The organism is Shewanella sp. S1-49-MNA-CIBAN-0167, assembly GCF_040310145.1.
Taxonomy (GTDB): domain Bacteria; phylum Pseudomonadota; class Gammaproteobacteria; order Enterobacterales; family Shewanellaceae; genus Shewanella; species Shewanella psychromarinicola.
In genome coordinates this window covers 1-24,347 of sequence record NZ_JBEOPO010000010.1, presented here as the reverse complement: position 1 = coordinate 24,347, position 24,347 = coordinate 1, and the positions used below count along the sequence as shown (strand labels likewise).

The 24,347-nt window shown below is 43.0% G+C and carries 20 protein-coding genes; 9 read left to right on the top strand and 11 right to left on the bottom strand.

Annotated features, from left to right (window positions below; translation table 11 throughout):
* Window position 1 precedes the first annotated feature (1 nt).
* Together folA and AAEZ00_RS06340 are read left to right on the top strand one after the other, a co-directional pair.
* Window positions 2–484 (top strand): type 3 dihydrofolate reductase, encoded by a 483-nt coding sequence (folA, locus tag AAEZ00_RS06345; RefSeq protein WP_124012333.1) that lies wholly within the window; start codon window positions 2–4, stop codon window positions 482–484.
* A 95-nt stretch (window positions 485–579) separates the two neighbouring features.
* A complete protein-coding gene (locus AAEZ00_RS06340) occupies window positions 580–966 on the top strand; it encodes a DUF3718 domain-containing protein (RefSeq protein ID WP_101034399.1) in 387 nt (128 codons plus the stop codon).
* Window positions 967–1,346: 380 nt separating this feature from the next.
* Here the strand turns inward: AAEZ00_RS06340 and AAEZ00_RS06335 are convergent, their stop codons facing one another.
* From AAEZ00_RS06335 to lptD, 7 genes are all read right to left on the bottom strand, one after another.
* Window positions 1,347–3,368: a methyl-accepting chemotaxis protein gene (locus AAEZ00_RS06335; protein WP_351088455.1), complete on the bottom strand. Its 2,022-nt coding sequence runs from the start codon at window positions 3,366–3,368 to the stop codon at window positions 1,347–1,349.
* Window positions 3,369–3,527: 159 nt separating this feature from the next.
* Window positions 3,528–4,346, bottom strand: a complete 819-nt coding sequence (locus AAEZ00_RS06330; protein ID WP_124012331.1) for a symmetrical bis(5'-nucleosyl)-tetraphosphatase — start codon at window positions 4,344–4,346, stop codon at window positions 3,528–3,530.
* A 3-nt stretch (window positions 4,347–4,349) separates the two neighbouring features.
* Window positions 4,350–4,730: a Co2+/Mg2+ efflux facilitator ApaG/CorD gene (gene apaG, locus AAEZ00_RS06325; RefSeq protein WP_101034402.1), complete on the bottom strand. Its 381-nt coding sequence runs from the start codon at window positions 4,728–4,730 to the stop codon at window positions 4,350–4,352.
* Between the two features lie 48 nt (window positions 4,731–4,778).
* Window positions 4,779–5,585 (bottom strand): 16S rRNA (adenine(1518)-N(6)/adenine(1519)-N(6))-dimethyltransferase RsmA, encoded by an 807-nt coding sequence (gene rsmA / locus AAEZ00_RS06320; protein ID WP_101034403.1) that lies wholly within the window; start codon window positions 5,583–5,585, stop codon window positions 4,779–4,781.
* Between the two features lie 9 nt (window positions 5,586–5,594).
* Window positions 5,595–6,578 (bottom strand): 4-hydroxythreonine-4-phosphate dehydrogenase PdxA, encoded by a 984-nt coding sequence (gene pdxA, locus AAEZ00_RS06315; RefSeq protein ID WP_101034404.1) that lies wholly within the window; start codon window positions 6,576–6,578, stop codon window positions 5,595–5,597.
* A gap of 9 nt (window positions 6,579–6,587) precedes the next feature.
* Window positions 6,588–7,892, bottom strand: a complete 1,305-nt coding sequence (gene surA / locus AAEZ00_RS06310) for a peptidylprolyl isomerase SurA (RefSeq protein ID WP_124012330.1) — start codon at window positions 7,890–7,892, stop codon at window positions 6,588–6,590.
* Between the two features lie 144 nt (window positions 7,893–8,036).
* Window positions 8,037–10,337: an LPS assembly protein LptD gene (gene lptD, locus AAEZ00_RS06305; protein WP_351088454.1), complete on the bottom strand. Its 2,301-nt coding sequence runs from the start codon at window positions 10,335–10,337 to the stop codon at window positions 8,037–8,039.
* A gap of 143 nt (window positions 10,338–10,480) precedes the next feature.
* Here lptD and AAEZ00_RS06300 point away from each other — a divergent pair, with 143 nt between their 5' ends.
* From AAEZ00_RS06300 to AAEZ00_RS06280, 5 genes are all read left to right on the top strand, one after another.
* Window positions 10,481–11,509, top strand: a complete 1,029-nt coding sequence (locus AAEZ00_RS06300; RefSeq protein WP_101034407.1) for an aminoglycoside phosphotransferase family protein — start codon at window positions 10,481–10,483, stop codon at window positions 11,507–11,509.
* Window positions 11,506–12,195, top strand: coding sequence for an N-acetylmuramate alpha-1-phosphate uridylyltransferase MurU (gene murU, locus AAEZ00_RS06295; RefSeq protein WP_101034408.1), 690 nt, complete (start codon window positions 11,506–11,508; stop codon window positions 12,193–12,195). The genes AAEZ00_RS06300 and murU overlap by 4 nt, the downstream gene beginning before the upstream one ends.
* Before the next feature lie 59 nt (window positions 12,196–12,254).
* The gene (gene djlA, locus AAEZ00_RS06290; RefSeq protein WP_101034409.1) at window positions 12,255–13,028 is read left to right on the top strand and encodes a co-chaperone DjlA; all 774 of its coding nucleotides are present in this window, start codon (window positions 12,255–12,257) and stop codon (window positions 13,026–13,028) included.
* A 42-nt stretch (window positions 13,029–13,070) separates the two neighbouring features.
* Window positions 13,071–14,024 (top strand): D-2-hydroxyacid dehydrogenase, encoded by a 954-nt coding sequence (locus AAEZ00_RS06285; RefSeq protein WP_351088471.1) that lies wholly within the window; start codon window positions 13,071–13,073, stop codon window positions 14,022–14,024.
* A gap of 130 nt (window positions 14,025–14,154) precedes the next feature.
* Window positions 14,155–14,613, top strand: coding sequence for a hypothetical protein (locus AAEZ00_RS06280; protein WP_124012328.1), 459 nt, complete (start codon window positions 14,155–14,157; stop codon window positions 14,611–14,613).
* Between the two features lie 98 nt (window positions 14,614–14,711).
* Here AAEZ00_RS06280 and purT read toward each other — a convergent pair whose 3' ends face one another.
* From purT to AAEZ00_RS06265, 3 genes are all read right to left on the bottom strand, one after another.
* A complete protein-coding gene (gene purT, locus AAEZ00_RS06275; RefSeq protein ID WP_124012327.1) occupies window positions 14,712–15,908 on the bottom strand; it encodes a formate-dependent phosphoribosylglycinamide formyltransferase in 1,197 nt (398 codons plus the stop codon).
* A 273-nt stretch (window positions 15,909–16,181) separates the two neighbouring features.
* Window positions 16,182–16,814, bottom strand: coding sequence for a peroxiredoxin-like family protein (locus tag AAEZ00_RS06270; protein WP_351088453.1), 633 nt, complete (start codon window positions 16,812–16,814; stop codon window positions 16,182–16,184).
* 114 nt (window positions 16,815–16,928) lie between these two features.
* Window positions 16,929–18,230 carry a DEAD/DEAH box helicase gene (locus AAEZ00_RS06265; RefSeq protein ID WP_101034414.1) on the bottom strand — a complete coding sequence of 434 codons (1,302 nt, stop codon included), beginning with the start codon at window positions 18,228–18,230 and terminating at the stop codon, window positions 16,929–16,931.
* 818 nt (window positions 18,231–19,048) lie between these two features.
* Here AAEZ00_RS06265 and AAEZ00_RS06260 point away from each other — a divergent pair.
* On the top strand, window positions 19,049–19,819 hold the full coding sequence (locus tag AAEZ00_RS06260; protein WP_124012325.1) for a spermidine synthase: 771 nt from the start codon (window positions 19,049–19,051) through the stop codon (window positions 19,817–19,819).
* Between the two features lie 507 nt (window positions 19,820–20,326).
* Here AAEZ00_RS06260 and AAEZ00_RS06255 read toward each other — a convergent pair.
* Window positions 20,327–21,685 (bottom strand): NCS2 family permease, encoded by a 1,359-nt coding sequence (locus AAEZ00_RS06255; protein WP_124012323.1) that lies wholly within the window; start codon window positions 21,683–21,685, stop codon window positions 20,327–20,329.
* 968 nt (window positions 21,686–22,653) lie between these two features.
* On the opposite strand from AAEZ00_RS06255, the gene AAEZ00_RS06250 reads away from it, so the two are divergent.
* Window positions 22,654–23,697: an IS110 family RNA-guided transposase gene (locus AAEZ00_RS06250; protein ID WP_124012322.1), complete on the top strand. Its 1,044-nt coding sequence runs from the start codon at window positions 22,654–22,656 to the stop codon at window positions 23,695–23,697.
* Window positions 23,698–24,347: the final 650 nt, after the last annotated feature.

Below are 24,347 nucleotides of genomic sequence, written 5' to 3'. Positions count from 1 at the left end.
AATGCGTATCGCGATGATAGCTGCTATGGCTAACAATCGAGTCATTGGTAAAGACAATAAAATGCCCTGGCATTTACCCGAAGATTTACGCCACTTTAAGGCCATGACGCTATCTAAACCCGTGGTGATGGGCCGCAAAACATTTGAGTCAATCGGGCGGCCATTGCCTGGACGGCATAATATTGTGATTAGCCGTGATAGTCAGCTGAGTTTTGAGGGTGTGTCCTGCGTGACAAGTTTTGATGAGGCTATTACCCTTGCTGGTGATTGTGATGAAATCGTGGTGATTGGCGGCGGTCAGCTTTACCAACAAATATTGCCTAAAGCCGACGTTCTTTATCTTACTTTTATTGATGTAGATGTAGATGGTGACACCGTCTTTCCTGATTGGGATGATGGTTCTTGGGTTTTACAGAACTCAGAAAGTGCAACAAACGACAAAGGATTGCAATATAGTTTTAACACTTTACACAAAAAGTGTTAAATTAGCAGCGTTTAACCCTGAAATTAGATGAACTGGCTATTTACACAATAAGCTAAGTTCATTGCTAAATAACTATAATTAGAAAGGAGTGTCAGATGCGTCTATTGCCTGTGGCTATTGCAGCCCTGATTGCAGCATCTTCTGTGTCAGCCCCTGTTATCGCCGATACAGATCAATTAGTTGCAAATATTTGTAATTATGTACAATCAGACGATAAAAACCGTTTACGTAAAAAAATGAAAGAGAACCGTGTTAAATTACGTAATGTTTACTCAAGCATTTCTTGTGATGGCAGCAGTTTATTGCGTACTGCCTACAAATCGAATGCTGATGATACCGGTGAATATATTGCGAAGCGGATGCCAACATCTGATCTTGCTGCACCTGAAGCTGATGGTAAAACCATTTTAGATTGGGCTGCAGAAAATGGCCATAGTGCAAGTGCCATTAGTGCTGCGATCAAGGAACGTATAGGCGGTTAAGCCGCCCCGTTGATGGATTCTGATGATGTATCATCAGTCATCGAATGAGTACGATAATATAAAAAAATGCCGACATTATTTGTCGGCATTTTTTATTCTACGGCAAGCATTTATCAGCACAATATACGTACATCGTAATAGGTATTAGATCATATTAGGTATTTAGATCGCATTATCTGTTTAGAGCATATTATCTGTTTAGATCATATTATCATTTTAGATCATATTATCATTTTAGATCATATTATCATTTTAGATCGCATTATCTGTTTAGCGCATATTATATGTGTAGATTATATCGTGTGCTTCATGACGTTATTCTACTAAACAAAAAAGGCCTTGTAGGCCTTTTTTGTTGTCGTGCAATACCATGATTGCTTTTACACTTTAAACTCGCGTACAGAGGCTTGTAGCTCTTCAGCAAGCACAGCAACTTGGTGACTCGATTGTGCTGTTTGGTCTGCTCCCGTCGATGTCTCTTCGGAAATAGCAGCAATGTGCTCGAGTTTTTCTGAAACTTGTTGGCTAACAATATTTTGCTCTTGTGCCGCTTGAGCAATATGGTTACCTGAATCAAAGGCTTTGTGAACAGACTTACTGATAGTTTCCAAGGCAATATTAGATTGCTCGTTCTTTTCAACACAGCTGTTGGCTTGGCCTCGACTCTGTTCCATTACTACCACAGCTTCTTGAGTGCCGACTTGCAACACTTCAATCATTTGTTGAATTTCACTGGTTGAATGCTGGGTACGCGACGCCAAGTTACGCACTTCATCAGCAACAACAGCAAAACCTCGCCCTTGTTCGCCGGCCCTAGCGGCCTCAATCGCGGCATTCAGGGCAAGTAAGTTCGTTTGGTCAGCAATACCACGAATGACATCTAAAATCGAACCAATAGAAGCACTATCGGAATGCACTTTGTTGATGACAATACCAGCTTTAGCGACTTCTTCAGCAAGCGCGAGGATGGTGTTTTTGCTTTCTTCTGCAAGCACACGCATGTGCTGAGCTTCCTGGTCGGCTTGTTTTATTTCATTGAGTGCTTGGTCTGCACTCATTGACACCTGTTGTGCACTTGAACTCAGTTCTGTGGTTGCCGCCGCGACTTGATCAACTTGGCTTTTTTGCTCTTGAATACCAATGGTTGTCTGCGAGGTAATTGCAGAGGTTTCTTCAGCCGCAGCCGCTAATTGGTTTGAGCGATCAACAATTCCAACAATAAGACTGCGGAGACTGTCGACTAACCTGTTGCAGTTTTTGGCTAATTCTGCAAATTCATCGTGACCTGTGTCATCCAATTTATGGGTTAAATCACCTGATGCCAATACATTCAGGGCTTTATTGACTTTTTCTAACGAGCGGGTTAATGGTTTTACCACTGCAATACTGACAATAATGGCGACAATGATGGCGATTAATACCACTAATAAGGTTTTAATGGTTGCTGAATCGATAATTTCAATGGCTGCGTTACTGATCTCTATGGCAAAGTTATCGATTGATTTAGCGAGCACTGTCATTCTTTTATTGACGGTTTTTGCTGCACTTTTAGTGTCAGCAAGCATTTTGGCGGCAGCAAAGTCATGATTTAGTTGCTTTTGTTTCAATGCCTGAATCGAATCTGCTCCATTCAGTAATATAAGCACTTTCGCTGATTCAGTGGTGAGATCTTCTAAGGTTGAATTACTTACAATACCGTTACCTTGACGATTAATGTAGTCAAGTTTAGCCTTAGCTTCACTGGTCAAGTAATCCAATTCTTTGATGATCAGGTCATATTTGCTTTGTTCAGTAGCGGCCACAAGGTCATAAATAGTGCTGATCATATTGATAAAAGTACTGTCAATGGCGCTTGCTGTGGCAGCGAGGCTTTTTTCTGTATCGTTTTCACTGGTTTCAAGGTCAATGATATCCAGTAATATCGATGATGCATCGTCAGCGGAATTTTCGAAATTGCTGCGTAGACTAAGTAATTGCTCTTGTTGACTCAGCGCACTTTCACGCTCTGCGAGCATGGTTACGGCACTTTTTTCATAAGCACGGTAGCTTTTAGTGAGACCTATCAGAGGTGTTGTCAGTTGTGACTGGGATTTAACTAATGTGTTTAGACGAGTCAGATCGGATTCAAATGTGTTATCTAAGTCGGTTAGCTTTTTTTCTATCGCTGGAATTTTCGATGAATGAGTACTGTAATAAGCGAATAGTGCTTCAATTTGCTGGGTGCTTAGGTTCTCACTTAAAATACTCGTCGTTTCAAGTGCAGGTAAACTGATAGTCTTAAGAATCGTCGTGCCATCTTTAATACTATTATTACTCAGCATGTTAACACCACCGAGGACCATCAGTAACAGCGTCACCACAGTAAAACCGCCAATGACTCTAGTCGCTACATTTATTTTCATACAGTACTCCGGCTATTATTATTATTATTTGATGCTGATTTTTATCTTGTAAGTGCGATCGTATATTAGAATATCGAATTTATTAAAGGGTGGTTGTATCGATGGTAAGGTAATAAACGCTACAGTTAACTATCGGCTAAATGCTACTTTAGTTTAACGTTAAATTAACTTTTTTTGAGTGATTTTTTCATTCTTTTCAAGATGCCATAAGGTTAAGTGTTCTCCCCAGCAGCAGCCCGTATCTAATGCGAGAATGCGCGCATTATTAGTCTGGCCCATTAATGCAGCCCAATGACCGAAGACTAAGGTGTATTGTGGTACTGTTTTTGATGGAAATTCAAACCATGGACGTAATTGGGCTGAGTGTTGTTCGCTTGGCGGTGATTTACACTTAAAATCAAGATGACCATCGAGGTGCAAAAATCTCATCCGAGTTAATGCATTAATACCGTAACGTAGTCTGTCGATACCGGTTAATGTGGGCGACCACTGTTCTGCATCGTTGGTATACATTTGGGCAATTAATGCGGTTAAATAATCGTCTTGCTGCAATGCTAAGCTAACTTGCTTTGCTTCATGTTTAAGGGTTGCTATATCCCACTGAGGAGGCACGCCGGCATGGGTCATGATGATATTATGTTCGGGCAAGGTTCTGACTAACGGTTGTTGGCGGATCCAATTAACCAAACCATCAATATCGGGTGCATTGAGTAACGCTTCAAGATGATCTTGTGGATTAGCTCGCTTTAATTTTCCGTGCAGAGCCAATAAATGTAGATCATGATTACCGAGCACCACTTTAGCAGAATCTTGTAATGACTGGAAAAAACGCAGAGTGTCTAACGATTCAGTCCCTCTGGCAATAAGATCGCCCACTGCCCAAAGTTGATCTTTGGATGGATTAAACGCTACTTTTTGGAGTAATAGTTGTAATTCGGAATTACAGCCCTGAACATCGCCAACAAAATAATGGGCCATCAGTTATTGAAGTATCCCCGGGACAGCAAGGCGAAAAGGTGGGATGGTCGCTAAAAAACGCTCTCCTTTATGATCTTCCATACCATAAAATCCTTGCATAAAGCCCACTGGCGTCTCCATCACTGTACCACTGGTATATTGGTAAGCAGTATTAGGCGCAATAGTGGGTGTTTCTCCGACTACACCAGGGCCTTTTACTTCATTCTGTTTGCCGTCAGCATTGGTGATAATCCAATGACGGTCTTTAAGGGTCACTTTGTTATCACCTAGATTGATGATGGTAATGGTATAGCTAAAAAGATATTTATTATCAGCGACATCTGATTGTTGCTCTAAATATTGGGTGTCGATTTTAATTTTAATAGGCGATTTAACTTGGCTCATATTACATCCTAAAGCGAAAGGGCATGCTCTTTATGCATACCCTTATGATTAATCTTTTTTGTCACACAGCATATTAGCCATTGCCACATATTGCGGGACACTAATTTGCTCTGGACGCAAACTCGAATCAACTTGCAGTGTTACAAAGTCTTCGTCTGACAGTAATGTTTTCAAATTATTACGCAACGTCTTTCGACGCATATTAAATGCTGTCGTGACTAAGTGCCTTAATACGTGGACATCTTTACACGGCCAAGGTTTGACTTCAAAAGGCAATAATCTAATCACTGCAGAGTCAACTTTGGGCGCCGGGGTAAAGCTTTCCGGTGGCACTTCTAATACGGGTACCACTTGGCAATAATATTGTGCCATTACGGTTAAACGGCCGTAAGCTTTAGTGCCTGGGCTCGCCGATAAGCGCAGGACCACTTCTTTTTGCAACATAAAATGCATGGTTTCTATTTGTTCAGCAAACTCAAACAAATGAAACATAAGTGGTGTTGAAATATTGTAAGGCAGATTGCCAAACACTTTCATTTTTTTGCCAGCTTGTTGCAACTGACCAAAATCAAACTGTAACGCATCACCTTGGTGAATGGTTAGCTTGTCTTTAAGTATTGGATGATATTGTAAGCGTTTAACTAAGTCGCGATCTAATTCAACCACGGTTAGGTTATCAATCATATCTGCAACAGGCTCAGTTAAGGCGCCTAGGCCTGGTCCAATTTCAACCATAACATGATTATTATCTGGAGCAATAGCGCCTACGATACTGCTAATCACGCCTTGGTCGGTTAAGAAGTTCTGTCCAAAACGCTTTCTGGCCGTGTGGCCTAAATGTACTTTATTACTCATTAAAATGGGTTACTTACTTTTTGAGGCCAATTCGATGGCTTTGTTTAATGCACAGGTAAAACTGCCGCAATCTGCTTTACCACTTCCAGCCAACTCGAGCGCGGTGCCATGATCGACTGAGGTGCGAACATAAGGTAAACCTAAGGTGATATTGACCGACTTGCCAAATCCTAATGATTTAAGCACAGGTAATCCTTGGTCATGATACATGGCCAATACGACGTCAGCTTGTTCAAGATACTTAGGTTGAAATAAGGTATCTGCTGGCAACGGGCCAACAATATCCATGCCTTGTTCTCGTAACTCATTGAGCGCCGGTATGATGGTATCAATTTCTTCACGACCTAAGTGACCGTCTTCTCCTGCATGTGGATTGAGCCCACAGACATAAATTTTAGGTGAGCCTAAACCAAATTTGCTGACTAATTCGCGGTGCAAAATAGTAATAATATGATGCAATCGGTCGCGAGTAATCGCTTTTGCAACGTAGGCCAGTGGAATATGAGTGGTCATTAGCGCCACTTGTAGACCAGGCGCGGCCAACATCATCACCACATCAGCACAGTTGGCTTGCAGTGCAAAATACTCAGTATGACCACTAAACGGGATACCCGCTTGGTTAATAATCCCTTTATGTACGGGACCGGTTACGACGGCGTCGAATTCATTCGACATATTTTTTTCACCGGCATAACGCAAGGTTTCTACTACATAGGCACTGTTTGCTTCATTCAACACGCCACACTTAGCCTCTTCGGCTAATGTAAAAGGAGCAATGGTTAATGTTCCTGCCGTTTGTGGTTTCGGTGGCTGCGATGGTTGATAAGGCCTGAGTTGTAAAGGCAGTCCAAGCATTTTAGCTCGTGTGATGAGTAAATTGGGATCGGCACAGACAACTAACTCAACAGGCCAGGCCTGTTGAGCGAGTTTGATGACTAAGTCGGGACCAATACTTGCTGGTTCACCTGGGGTGATGGCAATACGTTTAGTCATTAATTTTGCTTAGCCTCGTTTGCTTGCTGGCTCAACGATTTCGATATACGCTTCAGAACGCATTTCGTCTAACCAGGTTTGTAACTCTTCATTAAACTTACGACGGAAGATTAATTGATGAGCACGGTTGCTGTTAAATTGCTCTGTTGCATCGGTTGTACGACGCGATTCAAGTTGAACAATATGCCAGCCGTGCGTTGAACGGAATGGCTCACTGAATTGACCTTCTTGAAGACTCGAAAGGGTTTGAGAGAACTCTTGCACATACATGCTTGGGTCTGCCCAACCTAATTCGCCACCTTTAGCAGCAGAACCAGGATCTTCTGAATACTGACTGGCTAATTTAGCAAAATCAGCGTCACCAGAACGAACTTGAGTTAAAAAGTTGGCCAACATTGCTTTAGCACGATCTTCCGATAGGATTGGCGATGGCTTGAGTAGAATGTGGCGTGATTTTACTTCCTCAACTTCTTGGGTTTGCAAACCACGAGTGTCTACTACTTTAATAATATGAAAGCCGGAACCCGATTTAATCGGACCAATAATGTCGCCTTTTTTTGCGGTATTAATCACTTCTGCAAACAAGGTCGGCATTTCGTTAATGTTCATAAAGTCCCATATGCCGCCTTCTAATGCTTTAGGACCTGATGAAGACGCGATAGCTGTGCTACGGAAATCCTCTCCACCATTTAAACGTTTAAGCACGATATCTGCACGACTGCTAGCACTTTCGAGTTGTTCACTGGTTGGGCTACTTGGCACTTCAATCAGAATGTGACCAATTTGGAACTCAACATCTTTTAAGCCTTGTTCTTGAATTAATTTAACTAAGCCGCTAATTTCTTGTGGCGACACTTGAATACGGCGTTGCACTTGGATGCGCTGAATTTCACCTAGGGTGACTTCTTGACGTAACTGTTCGCGATATTGGCTAAAGCTGGTGCCTTCACTTTCAATCGATTGTTGCATTTGTGCAACGGTCATTTTTTGTTCTTTAGCAATATTGGCAATGGTTTGGTCTAATTGCAAATCACCAATTTGTAAGCCGATACGTTCAGCCATTTGCATTTGCAAATGGGTTAAAATAAGGCGTTCAATAACTTGAGTGCGTAAAGCATCATCAGAGGGTAATGTTTGTTTCGCTGCTTTAGCATTGGCTTTAACAGTCGTAACCATGTTGGTTATTTCACTTTCAAGAATGATACCATCATTAATTTGTACTGATACGCGATCTAATGGCATTGGTGCTGCAACACTGGTATGGCTCACAGCCAGTGCTAGTAATGCAAAAATTATTTTTTTACTGTGTTTCATCCACAAAATCCTTGGCACATTCGATTCAATATAAACTGGCGATACATCGCCAAAATAAGGTTACTACTTCATACACAACAGCGTGTTTGTTGTTATTGGACTATGAGTTTATCGCTAGGTTCAGCAATCTATCACAAAAGAATGCTAATTCCTCAAGTAAAGTGGTTTACGGTAGTTAAATAAGCCTTCATTTAACATGTCGTCGACCCCTAACGGACCCGATCCCCCTAAGCCTTTAATGACAAAGTTCAGGTAAACACCGCTTTCAAACTCTTCACGTCCGTCAATGGTTTCTGATAAATCATCATCGTAGTTGGTTTTGATACGATAATGATAACTCAGACGCAATGCCCAGCAACATGATTCGTATTGCACGCCAGTGTAAGTTTCAATACTACGAGATTCATTGAGGTCGTAATAGAAGTTACCCACAAAATATAAGTTGTCACTAATGGGCCACGATGTGCGCACACCAGCCTGCGAAATATCTACTTGGTCATTGGTGTTGGTATTGAGCAAGTCGGGTACATAACGATAACTTAGTTGCAATAATCTGTCATTACTTGGACGGTAATCTAAGGTGACTTCATTCTTTTTATTTTTACCCGTTTCAGTATCGTGCTGAACCGAACCACTGACAAACCAATCGTTGTATAACTGGGCATCTAATTCAGCGGCTAAGACCGACGTTGACTGAGTTGCTTCTTCGTAGGTATTTTCAATGCTGACTTTTGAGTTTTCTAAATAGATGATTTGACCCACGCTAAACTTAAGTTTTTCGCGGTTAGTTTGATCAAACAAACGAGTGGTGAAACCTAAGGTAAATTGGTTGGCATCTGCCACGCGGTCTAAACCTGAATATTGGCGATCGCGGAATAAACCATAATAGTCTTCTTGCAATTGTGCGGTGTCATAAATACCAATATTGGATTGATCTTCATAGCCGACATAAAGATATTGGATCTGGGGTTCAAGCGTTTGCCGGTATTGCTCGTCAAACAGTTGTGTAGCCCGCTCAAAATTGACCTGACCATGTAAACGCGCTTGTGGAATCGTGCGGCTTATACTGTCGTCTAATGTTGAGTCGTCGTCGATATTTTGTTGCCAATACTGAGTTTGCAGTAATTTAACTTCACTGGTAAACGAGCCTGCAGGTCCTTGAATTGGCCAAATTAAGCTGGGCACTAAGTGTAAGCGGGTTGCTGTATTGTACTCGTTATCTTGATGGCGAAAATTGGTCAGTTCAGAATTAAACCTGAAATCAATAGAATTAATAATGTCCGCAGAACGATAGTTAAAGTTTAACTGTGGCATCACTTGATACGGTTTTTCATCCTCGCCAAGTACTTTAATGTCTTGTACTCGCATGTTGAAGTCCCAGTCACGTTCAAAATAACTGGCTTCACCAATGCGTGATAACTGGTTGTCGGTTGACTGATTGACGTCGGAATTTAAATCGTTGAAATAATTATTATCTGATACATCTGTATAATTTGCTCTTACCCGCCAATTGTCATTCACCGCACCTTGATGGCTCCAGTGGTAAAGGTAACGATTTGCGTTATTAGTGAGCTTATTATCACTGCCTAAATATTCAAAATTAACTTGGCCATTCTGACGTTCACCCGCCAAATATCTGAATTCAGTTTTGCTGTATAAACCACGAGATGACATATAGTCTGGCGTAAACGTTAAATCAAATTCTGGCGCGATATTCCAATAATACGGGGTACTAACTTCTACACCGTTAGTGGTACTGGTACTAAAGCTTGGGAATAGAAAGCCTGATTTACGTTTATCTGATACTGGGATCGTCATATACGGAATGTATAACACTGGGATGTTGGCAATACGCAGTTTGGCATTCCAAATTTCGCCCCATTCTTCTTCGCTATCAATTTTGATCATTTCAGCTTCGAGTAACCATGATTCATCACCGGGAGGGCAGGTAGTGAAGTTAGTTTTTGTCAGCAATAGATTATTGTCTGAAGTGATCTGAAGCTTTTCTGCGTCACCATGCACTTGTTGTCCATGTAACCAATATTGAGCGCCTTTCAGAGTGGCATTATTGGCGCTCATTTGTGCTTCTAATGAATTAGCGGTGACGGTAAATAACTCATCTTTAAATATAAGGTTACCGTTTGCATTTAAACGTTGCTGCTTTTGATCCAGCACGGCATTGTCAGCGGCAATATGACGACCTCCTTGGCTGAAACTCACATCACCCGAAAACTCTGCCTGGTTATTGTAAGCGACGGTGGATTGATCGCTAATGATAACAATCTGATCGTCTGAGATGCCAGTTAATGCTGCGCGGTCTTCGAATGAACGAGAAACCGGAGGAACTACAACGCATTGCAACGCAGGCGCTGGTGTCGTTGTTGGCTCATCAGCCAACACGATATTTGGGAGTAGGCATAATGCCAGAAAATAACGGATCTGCATTGTTGTCAATAATTTATGAATTCTGATGCTGGAAAAGTTTTGGAGAGAAAAGATACTCAGCTAAATGAAACATTCCATTCTTTAGCTGTTTCCAAATGTTATGCTGGCTATAATAAAGCAATTTTTCGTTAAGAGCCATTGAGATGATTTTATCTGATCCAAGATTTATCGCGTTAAGTGACTGGTTAAACCAATATTTCGGCGATGGAGTTGCCATTAACTTGATCTGTGGTGATGCCAGTTTTCGACGCTATTTTCGTATTCATCATCAAGATAACCATTATATTGTCTCTGATTCGCCCATCGATTTAGTGCCCATCGCCCCTTTTGTTGCAATAGCAAAGGCCTACCAACGCGTTGGGCTACTGGTACCCGAAGTGCTTGCAACCTGCGATGAGTATGGTTTTGTTTTGCAAACTGATGTGGGTGAGTTACAACTATTGTCGGTGCTCAATAAAGACAATGTAGCCGACTATTATCAGCAGGCATTAAATTTACTCCCGGTGATTGCGACTGTGACCGATACCGAAAATGGACCGTTAGCAGATTACGATGGTGCATTTGTGGCGAGAGAGTTAGCTATTTTTGTTGATTGGCTATTAAACAAACATTTAGATTACGTATTGACGGACAATGAGCAAAAAATGGTGACGTCAACGTTTAGTGCGTTGACCCAAAATGTGCTTGCACAACCCAAAGTGGGGATGCACCGTGACTACCATAGCCGTAATTTACTGATAAATGATCATGCATTAGCGGTTATCGACTTTCAAGATGCGGTGCATGGGCCGGTGACTTATGATGCGGTATCATTGCTGCGCGATTGTTACGTGCGTTGGCCAGACGATATTATTGATCACTTGATGAGGTATCACTATCAACTTGCAATAGATCATAAATTGATGGCTAAAGAGGTTAAGTTTTCAACCTATAAACAATGGTTTGATTTAATGGGCTTACAGCGCCACATTAAAGCGGCAGGTATTTTTGCGCGTTTATACCATCGTGATGGCAAAGACGGTTATCTAGCTGATATTCCATTAACCTTACAGTATATAGCTGATATTGGGATGCAATACCCACAAATTGCTGATTTTGGCGTATGGATTAAAAAGGTGATTTTACCGTTAGTAAACCATAAGATCATCAATGAGGCGGTAAGCGAAGCATGAAAGCGATGATTTTAGCTGCGGGACGTGGGGAGCGTTTACGACCATTAACCGACTCGTTACCTAAGCCGTTAGTGAGTGTTGCGGGTAAACCCTTAATTGAATATCACTTAGAAAAATTGGCGTTAATCGGTGTGACCGACGTGGTAATTAATCAAGCTTGGTTAGGGTATAAGTTACCTGAAATGTTAGGCGATGGGAGTCGTTGGGGACTGCAGATTAGCTACAGTGAAGAAACCACGGCTTTAGAAACCGCCGGTGGCATAAAGCAAGCATTACCTTTGTTGGGTGACGAGCCTTTTTTAGTGATCAATGGTGATATTTTTATCGATCACTTGCCCGATATGACCGCGGCTTATCAGCGAGTGAGCCAAGGTGATGCCTTGGGCTATTTATGGTTAGTCGACAATCCAGACCACCATCCGGTAGGCGATTTTTCGATTGCTGCGCAAGGGCAATTAACCTTGCAGGATGAACAAAGGTTAACATTTGCTGGACTGGGGATTTATCATCCTCAATTATTTAGCGCATTGCCTCAAGGTAAGCATGCTTTGGGACCGTTATTGAAACAGTCGATTACCCAACAGCGGATCTATGGTGAATATTTTAATGCTTATTGGTGTGACGTAGGAACACTCGAGCGACTTGAACAGTTACAAACACGTTTAGTCTCTTTGTTGTTGCCTTAAGTTAGGTCAAATGATGGGCGCACAGTGGCGTAATTATTTTAAATATAGTGGAAGAAAAAATGCGAATTTGGGGTAAAATTTTTGGGTTTATCATTGGGTTTATGTTTGGGCGTTTTTTCGGGGCAATATTAGGGTTATGGTTAGGTCATGCTTTTGATAAACGCCAAGGATTCAAGTCGTTAATTCGTAAAGGTAGTGAACGTCAGGCGATGTTTTTTAATTCCACCTTTGCGGTTATGGGTCATGTAGCCAAAGCCTCTGGGAGGGTGACCGAAACTGATGTTCGCATTGCAACCCTGTTAATGGATCAAATGAAGCTGTCTGGGCAATCACGTGTCGATGCGCAAACCGCTTTTCGTCAAGGTCGCCAAGCGGATTTTGATTTACTCAAGCAGCTAGAACTGTTTCGACAAGCCACACAAGGCCGGGTTGAGTTGGCGCAGATGTTTTTGGAAATCCAAATTCAAACTGCTTTGACTGATGGTGAATTACATGCAAATGAAAAACAAATATTGTCAGTGATTGCCGCTAAACTTGGTCTTGGTGCACAACTTGATGCCTTACTGGCTCGTTGGCAAGCAGAGTTTAGCCATCATCAGGCGCCGCAAGGTAATAAAATTTCGCTGATTGATGCCTATTTGTTACTCGGGGTAAAAGAATCTGCTAGCGATCAAGATATTAAACGAACCTACCGAAAATTGATGAATGAACATCATCCTGACAAGCTTGTGGCAAAAGGGTTACCAGCTGAAATGATGGAGTTGGCTAAAACCAAAGCTCAAGATATTCAAGTCGCTTATGAACGCATAAAAACCTCGCGTGGTATGCGTTAATTTTACACTGAGAGTAGACCAAGCAAAGGACTGAAGTACGTGATGAAAATAGTGGTATTAGATGGTTATACACTTAACTCAGGTGATTTGAGTTGGCAGGCGCTTGAAGCGCTAGGCCAGTGTGATATTTACGATCATACAACACTCGATCAGGTGGTTAATCGCTGTCACGAAGCAGATATAGTACTGACTAACAAAACCCTGTTAAGCGCAGAGACCTTAAAACAACTGCCCAGGTTAACCTACATCGGTGTGCTCGCGACCGGCACCAATGTGGTCGATGTTGAGGCGGCGACAGAGCAGGGTATTAGCGTTACCAATATTCCTGCCTATGGTCCAGATGCTGTGGCACAAATGGTATTTGCGCATATTTTGCATCATCATCAACAGGTGGCGTTACACAATCAAGCTGTTAAAGCTGGAGAGTGGGCTGCTAATAGAGATTTTTGTTTTACCTTAAGCCCATTAACCTCGCTAAAAGGCCTAACCTTAGGTGTTGTCGGTTATGGCGATATTGGCCAACAAGTGGCAACATTAGGCGTGGCGTTTGGCATGAAGGTGTTGATCACCAGTGCCAAACCTAAAACCGCTTTACCCAAGGGCGTTCACTGGTGTGAACTGGAGACGTTATTAACCCAAGCCAATATTGTGTCACTGCATTGCCCACTTAATCCATTAACCAAACACATGATGAATAAATCCAGTTTAGCTTTACTTCCATCCGGTTGTTTACTGATTAATACTGCCCGTGGTGATTTAATTAATGAAGCAGATTTGGCCCAATGGTTAAATGACCATAATGGCTTTGCCGGAGTCGACGTATTATCGACTGAGCCACCGAGTGCGAATAATCCGCTACTCAGTGCCGCCAATATTAGCATCACGCCGCATATTGCATGGGCGACATTACAAGCCAGACAAAATCTACTCAATATTGCCATTGAGAATGTGCGCCATTTCCAGCAAGGTAAAATATTGAATAGAATCAACGGCTAAATCAGTCGCTAACAATGAGTGCTCTTAGGCACTCGCATTCTTAGCCACTCGCATTCTTAGCCACTCGCATTCTTAGCAACGAGCACTAATCACCATCGCTTAAACTCTCATTTAGAACGGAGCTCTGCACATGTCACTATGGAAAGTCCTGTTTGATTTTGTCGATAAAGAGCGCACCAGGTTTGATAACGTGCGTCATGATACCCATGCGCTGCAATTTGAAATTGAAGCCAACATTCATTTTTTTGTTGATGGCGTAGCGCAAGCTGTTAGCACCGCAGACATTATTAACGGCCTAGAAACCAAAGCGTTTGAACATGCGATGCTGTCGGGATTACATATTCGCCAGGGTAAGTTAGCGTCGCGCACCATTGAGGGTTATAAAGAGTTTGATAAGTATTTAGGTGAGCCAAGTGATGTGCTGGTTAAAAATCTGTACCTGAAAATAACGCTGCTGCAAAAACTGATTAACGCAGGTAAGCTTGATCAAGATCGTAAGCTTAAAGCACTGTTTCGTTTACTGATGTTAGTCCACTTTCATTTAGCCAATAAACCACTGCCAAAACCACTGCCAAAACCAAAAGCCTAATTCTTAACGCTAAGTTGCAAAAAACTAAACCGCAGATAATCTGCGGCTTAGTTTGTTGTTAATTAACTTTAGTTTGATCCAGTTCACTTCAGCTTTGCTTAAAACAATACCTTAATCTTACTGGCAACCGTTTTGGCTTTTTCGATGGCTTCTTCAACCGTGTTGTCTCTGGCTAACGCTACCCCTAAACGACGGCGTCCATCAATGTCTGGTTTACCAAATAAACGCAGTTGAGTATCAACAGGCGCGAGTGCTTCAGCCATGCCTTGGTAACGGATATTGGTTGATGTGCCTTCAGCCAGAATAACCGCAGAGGCGCTGGGACCGTGTTGCACAATATTGCTGATGGGTAAGCCTAAAATGGCGCGCACATGTAAGGCAAACTCTGACAAATCCTGACTGATTAAGGTGACTAAACCGGTATCATGTGGTCTGGGTGACACTTCAGAAAAATACACCTCATCACCTTTAATAAATAGCTCTACACCAAACAGTCCATAACCCCCTAAGGCTTCAACAACTCGCTGACTCATGGCTTGGGCTTTGTGCAATACCTTCGCGGGCATCGCTTGTGGTTGCCAAGATTCACGGTAATCACCGTCTTCTTGTCGATGACCAATCGGGTCACAAAAGTGGATGCCATTGACCGCACTGATGGTCAGTAGGGTGATTTCATAGTCAAAAGGAATAAAGGCTTCAACAATCACCCGCCCTTGACCTGCTCGGCCACCTTCTTGAGCATAAGCCCACGCCGGTTGAACTTGCTTTGCCGTTTTAATCACACTTTGGCCTTTACCCGATGAACTCATCACAGGTTTAACCACACAAGGCATTCCAATGGTGGCAACAGCTTGTTCAAATTCATCTTGGTTGTCGCAAAAAAAGTAAGCCGATGTGGGCACGGCTAATGTTTCTGCCGCCAAGCGTCGAATGCCTTCGCGATCCATGGTTAGTTGGGTCGCCTTTGCTGTCGGCACCACCCGCAAGCCTTGTTGCTCCAGTTCCAATAACGTTTTAGTCGCAATCGCTTCGATTTCAGGGATCACCAAGTCAGGCTGCTCGAGTTCAATAACCGTTTTGAGTGCATCGGCATCGAGCATGTTGATCACATGAAAACGATGAGCAATTTGCATGGCTGGTGCATTCGGGTAGCGGTCGACCCCAATCACCTCAATGCCGTAACGTTGTAATTCTATGGCGACTTCTTTACCGAGTTCGCCACAGCCTAACAACATCGCTTTGATTGTGCCTGGGGTGTTTGCTGTGCCAAAAGTCGTTGGGGTTGCTATGGTCATGTGCGGCCTTACTAAATAGGATATATTTTTATATGAAGAACAGTGTAACGAGATATGGTGTTATAAATCCAACAGAAAAAGCATTGTTTAGCTAAACCAAGGGGGATAAGGCGATAAAATGTGAGCGATGATTGTGTTTTATGGCGATAAGTAGGTGTTTGTATGCTTAGAATAAATGCTCTGCATGTGATAAAAAATAGTTGAATAAGCCAACATCATTGACTACATCGCTGATGTTGGCTGTGCCATTGGAATCGATTGCACAGGGCGCGATTAGTTAACCAACAGCTCTGCTGCAGTTAAAATCAATTCAGGAGCCGGGCGAACTTTATAGTTGGGATTAACATATTGAAAATGGATTAAGCCGGTTTTGTCTGCCACGTATACCGCAGGCACAGGCAACACCAAGCGTTTATCACCTTGTGGCGTGGTAAACAGGGTATTGTCGACATTCAGCTTAGCTTGGTAAGTCTGGGTGGTTTTTTCACTGGTGTAATACGCCAAACCAAAAGCTTGTGAAGCGGCCATTGATGCATCGGACAGCAGTAAATAATCCAGTTTTTTAGTCGTTATCGAGGCGCGCATTTTTTCTGGGGTGTCGGGTGAAATCCCCACTAACTGAAAACCTAGCTCAATGAGTTTAGGTTCAATGGCTTTGAGCTGGCCCATTTGCGAATTACAAAATGGACACCAGCCGCCACGATAAAAGAAAAAGACCGTGGGTTTTTGGGCTACCAATTGACTCAGATCAACCGCTTTGCCATCAACATCTTGCAGTGTAATCGCCGGAATTTGATGACCATTAAGCAGGGGTATTACATGATTTTCGTCACTGGCAATGGGTTTAGCCATACTGGCTAAACTGGTTAGGGTCAGTGCGGTAGCGATAAGTAGCGTTTTTAGCATAGTAAGTCCTTGTGAAGTGATGTCCCAACAACAATAGACCATAGCATAAACACAATAATTTCATCCAAACACAAAAAAGGCGCCTAAGCGCCTAGTTGATTAAATAGTGTGATGCTATTTAATCTTTTTGTATTTTACCGTGCTACTGGCTTTACCGACTTTAACCCGACGTCCATCCATGTTTTTCTCGGCAATCATCTGCTCGCCCACGTTATCGCTACGTTGTTGCTTTTTAGCAAAGCTACGGCGTTGTTCAATTTGCTTGAGCAATACCTCACGGCTGCCGACTTCGTAACCTGGCACTGTGACCCGGCGGATTTTCTGGCCGATTAATTTTTCAATGTCCGCTAAGGTGCGTTCTTCTTCGCGGCTCACAAATGAAATGGCAACACCGGTTTTACCCGCACGACCAGTACGGCCAATACGGTGGACATAATCTTCGGCTAAAAACGGTAAATCGTAGTTAACAACATATTCTAGATTTTGGATATCGAGTCCGCGAGCAGCCACTTCGGTGGCGACTAATACGCGAATTTTACCTTCAACAAATTCACGCAGTGCACGACGACGGCTACCTTGGGCTTTCTCGCCATGAACCACACCAGAAACAATCCCGTCTAAGTTTAGCTCTTTCACTAATTTATCTGCCGCATCACGCGTCGCGGTGAACACTAAGACACGTTGCCAATTTTTAGTGCCAATTAACTCAGATAATAATTCATGTTTACGACGTTGCTCAACCGGATACACCACTTGGCTAACGGTGTCCGCCGTGGTGTTTTGCTTATCAGCGGCAATAATTTTAGGCTTATTAAGCATCTCATTGGCTAACTTTTTCACTTCAGTAGAGAAGGTCGCAGAAAACAACATGTTTTGACGCTTTTTGTTTACCGCTTGGATAATTTTTTTAATATCAGCACTAAAGCCCATATCGAGCATGCGATCGGCTTCATCTAGGACTAAAAATTCAACGTTAGATAAACTTAAGTTACAGGCTACAATGTGTTCAAGCAAACGCCCTGGGGTAGCCACAATCACGTCGGCACCACGTTTAAGTTTCTGTGATTGAGAGTCCATTTTAACGCCACCGTAAATGGTTAATACCGTTACGTTAAGGTATTTACTGTAGGCGCTAATATTGTCGGCAACCTGCGCAGCAAGCTCACGGGTTGGCGTTAGAATTAAGGTGCGAGTGTTAGACGGTAGCGTCTCTTTGGGGGTGTCACACATTTTTTGTAAAATAGGCAATGCAAACGCCGCCGTTTTACCGGTACCGGTTTGGGCGCTGGCTAACACATCTTCACCACGACGGATCGCAGGGATCGCTTGTTGTTGAACGGGTGTCATAGCTTGATAACCGCACTCAGCGATCGCGCGTAGTAATTCTGGGGCGAAGCTAAAAGATTCAAATTTCATGGTGCAGTTCCTGTATGTACATCAAAACAAAGCGATTGATATGCGATTCAGTCAACATCAGTTAACAAAAAGTGTTCGCAAATTAATCTGGAATTTTATGGTTTAGAGCCTTATCTAATGGTCGATTCTATGCTTAATTTAGCGTGATTAACATCTTAGGATAGTTGAAAAACGTTAAGCCTGAATTAAGCGCCAATTTTGTGCCATAGATAAGCGGCCGCGGAGTATAACAAACTTTTGTATAAATCCTGAACTTTATCTGTGTCTGGCGCTAAGATTTTTTAGGCGATATCGTTCTAACGGAAATGACTCGATGGCAACGACATTGAGGTGTCGTGTTCTAGCAAAATCCGCGAACATGTTTTTTGACATTGAACTGCAGCCAGTACCCGTAGCAAATGTGCCGTGTCTAGTGATCCAAGCGCTTACCAAGGTATCAATTTTTGCCTATTTCAACTGACAATTTTGGGCATCTTAGTGGTTTTTCTATCTTTATATTCGGTTCATATTTAGATTTAAATTCACATTCAGCTTAAATACTGGCCATCCGTTATCAATGATTTAGCCGACACTCATTATGATACTTGACGATATGGTCGATGTTCATCGCGGCCTAGACCCTCTTGGCTTGGTTAACAAGATATCTCCGATCCAAGCATCGTCCTTTGTCGCGTGATAGCGCAAGACATAAAAGTGGCTGTCCGCTAAAGGATTTTATTGATTAAAGCAGAAAAAATCATCGAGAAACACCTAGCCCTCTTTTTCGTTATAATGCTCTACCCGTTATATACCCGTATTTAAAAGGTATTAAAAAGATCATGGATATCAAAGGAAACTGCATCTCATCAATAAACGATGAGCACGGCCCAATTTATGTTTACCAAACAAGGACCAGCCGGATCCTCAGCTTTGATGGGAAAATCTATCAAAGTAGTATGAAACTAAAAGACATTAATGGATTAGCTCTGGGCTACACTCAGGCCATGATGGCGGGTTTATTGTTTATCCCCACAGTAAAAACGGCCACGATTATGGGGCTGGGCGCCGGCTCAATGGCAAAAAATCTACTCAGTAGTTTCTCCGAATTGCAGGTCCATGCGGTCGAATATCGTGCAGCCGTGGCCAATACTGCAACAGAATATTTTTACTTACCCGACACGGATCGCCTGTGTATTCATATAGATGATGCGGTTAACTACATGAAACACACCGACATAAAAAGCGATATTATCTTTTCAGATCTCTACAACGCTAAGGGCATGGAACCGAAGCAAGTACAACAATCCTACTTGCGTGATTGTAAACAGGCACTCAACCAACAAGGTGTCCTCGTGCTCAATATCTGGCATACGACAGTTAACTTACGAGAAGAGTTAGATGAATTACTCGCGGGCGTATTTGACAACCAACTACTCAGTTTCGAAGTCGATAGTGGAAACACGATTGTTCTTGCATTCAAAAATGACATTCCCGCGCTAAAAGAACAAGATCTACTGGCTAAAGGTCAATGGTTGCAACAGGAAATGAACATTCCGATGGAACCTTATGCCAAATTACTGTTAGAGACACAAGATTTTTGCGAAGAGTGATGCGGATAGCTATTTTTACTGGCTACGCTATTGAGATATATCTTTGGTTTTATGATTGCTAGAAAAGGGTGAATGCCTCCTATGGGTCAAGACAAGGGTTTGCTTACCGAAGGCTTTTGGGCCTAGCTATTTTGCTGTCTAACTAACACTATAGTGTATTCAAGGTGATGCTGGCGCTTTAAAAGCAAGGGGATTGCCCTGACATGGATAAGTGAAGCGGGCTTAAATGTGGGCCTAGAGGTGGACTTAGATGTGGGCCTAGATGTGGACTTAGATGTATCACTGCGCCGCGATGAATTCCGTAACCCCTGCAGCTATTATGGTTAAACGCCCATATTGCTAGCGGCCAGCTACCACCAGCACCTGCTGAAGATGAAAGTCGCTATGGTAGGCCACTAACAAGTGCCTCGTCTTTCTAGGCCTTAGCCGTATTACGCCGCTAACAAAAAGCCGCTAATAAAAAGGCCAGCCTCTATGGCTGGCCTCACTATTGAGTCTATTATCGGGTTAAATTGCCCAACCACCTAGATAGAACGCGACTAAACCGAGTGTAATGGCGATGACGCCAAGTCGCAGTTTACGCCACTCGCCGCTGCATATGCGGCCAATCACTAAGGTCACAAAGCCAAGCATGATCCCAGTGACGATATTACAGCTTAAAATGATAAATACTGCGCAGGTTAGGCCTGCCATCGCATCCACTTTATCGTCAAAATCAAGCTTAGTGACGTTGCTTAGCATCAGTAATCCAACATACATAAGCGCTGGCGCGGTCGCATAAGCCGGCACTAAATAGCTTAACGGCGCTAAAAACATCATCATCAAAAACAGCAAGCCAACTATGGTAGCGGTCAGGCCAGTTTTGCCACCTGCAGCGGTTCCTGCAGCGGATTCAATATAAACGGCCGCAGGGGCACCGCCGACTAGGCCAGCAACAATACTGCTGACAGAATCTGATGTCAGTGCTTTACCACCACCCACAATATTGTCATTTTCATCAAGAAGTTCCGCTTGGCCTGCCACCGCTCGAATCGTGCCAGTGGCATCAAATATTGCGGTCATCACCAACGCCAACACAATCGGCAGTACCACTGGATTCAGTGCGCCCATAATATCGAGCTGGCCAATCAGTGATGTTTCCGACATCAAGTCAGGCAATGCAAATAAGCCTTGATATGTCACGTTCGGATCAAATATTAACCCAAAGACAGAGAGTCCGACAATCACCAGCAATATGCCACCTGGCATGCCTCGGCGCTCAAGCCCAATCGTCATAGCAAGGCCAATTATTGTTGCGATAACCGGTAAGCTATTAATATCACCAAGCTGTACGGGTAAACCGGCATCGTTGGAGACAATTAATTTCACGCTATTGGTCGCAATAAGCAGTAAAAACAAACCAATACCAATACCCGTACCATGAGCGATACCGGTTGGCAAGTTCGTCAGTACCCACTGACGAATACCCGTGACACTCACAAAGGTAAATACGACACCCATAAGAAAAATAGCGCCAAGGGTGACAGGAATGGATATGCCTTGGCCCAGCACCATACTAAATGCCGTAAAGGCCGTGAGTGATATTGCACACCCTATGGCCATCGGCAAATTAGCCCATAGCCCCATGAGTAACGAACCAAAAGCGGCAATTAAGCAAGTCGCGATAAATACCGCAGCAGGGTCAAACCCTGCAGTGCCAAGCATGTTAGGCACTACAATTACCGAATAAACCATAGCCAAAAACGTCGTTAAGCCCGCAATGACTTCACGTTTTAAGGTACTTCCACGGGCAGAAATATTGAAATAGCTATCCAAAAATGGATCAGAAGCAGCAGTCGAGTTAGAGAGAGTCTGTTCAGACTTCATAGATATTATACCTTTTGATCTCTTAAATATGAGTTAACCAATGATCATTCATTGGCGACACAGCTATGGCAGGTAGAGCCCCAATCGAGATAGACTTAGGTGAGAGATCCACTTGGCGCTTATGGCGTTAGTGACCTGCGAGTATTGTGGTAAACAAATTTGTTATCCACATGTCTGGTAAAATTTACTCTTACCAACATAGCCTTTGTTGGCGCGGAGTTTACAACAATCGACCATAAGGAAACAGGAAGCAGTTAACAATTTTTGTTACATAGATAAAACAACGCCCATAAACACACAAAAGTAACCGGCTGTTTTACCTGCCGCATCATAAAATGACTCACTGCAGTGACAACTACTCTCCAGTATGTATTGCCAATAACTTATCAGCGGCCTTAGTCCGGCAACTCAATGCCGATATGAAGGCATAACAGTGTTTGCCGCGAGTGGAAAATTAACTCGCAGTAGTCGATTATCGAGGTCGAAAATCGTTAGCTATTATTGCTGTGTATCCGTGAAGACGTGACAGTGAAGCGTTAATGCTAAATTCGTTAGTGGCCCAAAGTATTTTTAAGCTATGGCCTGCGGCCACTAACGTCGTGGCGCTTCACCCACACCAGACCAAGAGGAAACCAACGGCTGTTCCCTCTTGGAACTCCCAGCCGCCCCGCAACATTTTCAAACAGCGAAAAGGTCGCCATGGGGATTAATCCAGCTTTGGACTTCATTTGTATGCTGCTTCGGACTTATTCGAAAATGCTAACGCTTCCGATGGTACATCCTGTACCTCGAAAGCTAGCCTGACATCCATGTCAGGACTCACACTATTTTCTTCAACGTCCTCAAGTTCAGAGTTGAATCAGCCGTTTTAAAGTCAGTATTTTGGGTGATGAGATGGACGCTCCCTAATACGGCGTCAATGCGCCAAACTGATGTTGAACCATACAGTTACTTAAGGAGCGTCCACCATGAAAGTTACCACTATTGCGATTGATTTGGCAAAAAATGTTTTCCAAGTTTTAGGAATGGATAGCCATGCAAAGCAAGTCTTCAATAAACGTTTAAATCGCACTCAACTGATTGAGTTTATGTTGCAACAACCCCATTGCGATGTGGTCTTTGAGGCTTGTTATTCATCCCATTACTGGGGACGTAAGTTTCTCGTTATGGGGCATAACGTTAAGCTCATTCCTGCCCAACATGTCACCCCGTTCGTGCGAGGCAGTAAAAATGACAACAATGACACAATGGCGATTTTTGAAGCCAGCTTTAGGCCAAACATTCGTTTCGTGCCAGTGAAAACCGAAGAGCAGCAAGAAATATTGATGTTACACCGAGTCAGAGAACGTTTAGTGAAGGAGAAAACGGCCTGCACTAATCAAATTCGGGGTGTATTAGTCGATTTTGGGATTTGCTTTGCCCAAGGCTATAAAACATTTGAAGTTGCTATGTGGGACATCATTAACGATGCGTCACAACGCCCTATCATTAAGTTGATGGCTAATGATTTCTGGGATGAATATCAAAGTGTTAATACTCATTTAGACAGAATTAATACCTTGATAAAAAAACTTGTCGAGCGTGACCCTAATGGCAAAATTTTATTAAGCATTCCTGGTGTAGGGCCCATTATCGCGTCAGCGTTTGTTGCATCAATTGGCAAAGGTCAGGCGTTTAATACTGCTAAAGAACTGGGTGTGTGGCTGGGGTTAACCCCCAAGCAATTTGCCTCAGGCCATCGAAGTGTTAATGGCAGTATTACCAAACGTGGCAACGGCTATTTACGCAAACAGCTTATTCATGGAGCCAGAACCGTCGTCAGCCATGCGAGTAAAAAACAAGATGATTTAAACCTCTGGATAACGCAGCTAAGAAGCCGAAAAAGCATCTGCAGTACGGTGGTTGCCACGGCTCATAGACTCGCCAGACTGATATGGATTTTATTACAAAAACAAGTGCCTTATGCTCCGCAATATGCAGCAAATCAAGGTGTAAACCATGGTACTTGTTAACACTGTTGTCGCTATCTTGCAGAGCTCGGTCTGGCCAAGGACTCCGAGTCCGACTGGGTGATAAGAGCCGCAAGATAGCACATTAAATACTCACCGGGGTTGTTGTGAACGATGAAGAAATGGCTCAGTCCAACCAGTGCTAGCCCGAATAGGCCAAGGATAGGAAAAGCCTAATCCGCATGGGTGTTTCAATTGACAGGCGCAGTGGTACGGATTTCATTAGGGGCGCAGCTTGGCTGTTAAGCCCGTATATATGGCAGTACAACCGCTTCTAGCGGTAAATGAGCACATCAAAAGCAACGATAAGAGTGAGAATGTTGTATAGAAAACTAAGGCCAAAAAGCCTTCGGTGAGCAAAGTATTATCTTGACTCACCGGGAGCGTCCATATATGGCCATGTATTTATGATAGGATTATGTCAAAAGGTGATCGGCGTTCAAGCTATAAACCTTGGAGATAATTAAAAATGTTTTATGTCCGGAATTTTATTGTTGGTGGTTATGCATATTATAGAAAAAAAGGATTTGGCCATTCTGGCTCTGTTTCTATGGTATTACTTTCATCATTAGGTTTCATGCCTATGCATCTGAGTCAGTTTTGGCCTATTCTTATAGTATAAATCAAGACTAGAAGTGAGATTTGCTATGAAA